This is a genomic window from Terrisporobacter othiniensis, assembly GCF_000808015.1.
GTDB classification, from domain to species: domain Bacteria; phylum Bacillota; class Clostridia; order Peptostreptococcales; family Peptostreptococcaceae; genus Terrisporobacter; species Terrisporobacter muris.
On sequence record NZ_JWHR01000088.1, the window covers coordinates 1 to 1,608 of the forward strand.

The 1,608-nt window shown below is 30.8% G+C and carries 1 protein-coding gene; it reads right to left on the reverse strand.

All coding sequences use genetic code 11. The annotated features are described in order from the left end of the window. Positions 1-107: 107 nt before the first annotated feature. Positions 108-1,364, reverse strand: coding sequence for a serine hydroxymethyltransferase (locus QX51_RS09720; protein ID WP_039679720.1), 1,257 nt, complete (start codon positions 1,362-1,364; stop codon positions 108-110). Positions 1,365-1,608: the final 244 nt, after the last annotated feature.

Here is a 1,608-nt window from a genome sequence, read left to right on the forward strand (position 1 = left end):
GTATAGAACACTAAAATAGGAATAAAATTATAATTACAACAATTCAATTTATAATTTAAGCAAAAGGATATTTATATAAATATCCTTATTACTGTGAGAGGCTTATTTTAATCTTCAAAATACCCTTGTGGATATAGTGGGAATTTTGAAACTAAGTTTCTTGCTTGAACTTTGCATTCTTTTAAAACTTCTTCATTCTCTATGTTATCTGCAACTTTCTCCATAATTTCAGCTATCTCAGCTATTTCATCGTGTCCAAATCCACGTTCTGATACTGCTGTAAGTCCTATACGTACACCACTTGTTACAAATGGACTTTCTGAATCATTTGGAATAGTATTTTTATTTACTGTTATACCTATAGACTCAAGAGCTCGATCAAACTGTTTACCAGTTATTTTCTTATCTCTTAAATCAACTAATACCGTATGATTATCAGTACCACCACTTACTATTCTAAATCCTCTTTGTTCTAATTCTTTTGCTAAGTATTTAGCATTATCCAAAACCCTTTCCATCGTTGCAATAAATTCCGGTTCTCTTACTCTTTTAAACATATTAGCTTTAGCTGCAATACCATTTATTTGTATAGAGCCTAGTGTTCCTGGGAAAGTCGCTCTGTTTAATGCTTTTGCATATTTTTCTTTACACATTACAAACCCACCTCTAGGACCACAAATTGTTTTTGAACAAGAAGATGTACAAAAATCTGCATATGGTATTGGTGAAGGTATCACTCCTGCTCCAATAAGTCCTGATATATGAGCCATATCTACCATTAAGTATGCACCCACTTTATCAGCTATTTCTCTCATTCTTTCATAATCTATAAGTCTAGGATAAGCACTAGCACCTGCTATTATCATTTTAGGCTTAAAAGCTAATGCTTTTGCTTCTACTTCATCATAGTTTATTGTTTCACTTTCTGGGTCTACACCATAGTGTTCATAGCTAAATATCTTACTTACAAAGTTGGCTGGTGAACCGTGTGTTAAATGTCCGCCATGATCTAACCTCATTGCAAGGATTTTATCTCCTGGCTCAAGTACAGCATTAAATACTGTATAGTTTGCAGTTGCTCCTGAATAAGCTTGAACATTTACATATTCACATCCAAAGGCCTCTTTAGCTCTCTCTATACATAAATTTTCTACTTCATCTGCATGCTCTGATCCTGCTTGATATCTCTTACCTGGAAGACCTTCTTCTGTTTTATTTACAAATACACTTCCCATAAGTTCTAGTATTTCTGTTGGCGCAGAACTTTCTGATGCTATCATTTCTATATTGTATTTTTGTCTTTCTAGTTCTTTTTCTACTATTGCATATAATTCTGGGTCAGTTATTTTTGTTGTTTTTAACATAATTTTTCCCCCTTAAAATATTATTAATATTTGAAAAAGCAATTAAACTATTTTTAACTTTTTAAATTCTATTAACTAAATAATAATCTTTTTCGCCTTATCTGTCAATTATATTTTATTTTTTTAAATATAATTTAACGGTTTTTGCGTGATGTATATAAAATTCATGATATCTAATAAATATAACTTTAAATAAAAAGCATGTTACATTCTCATATAACAGACTTTTTGCTTAACATTATAT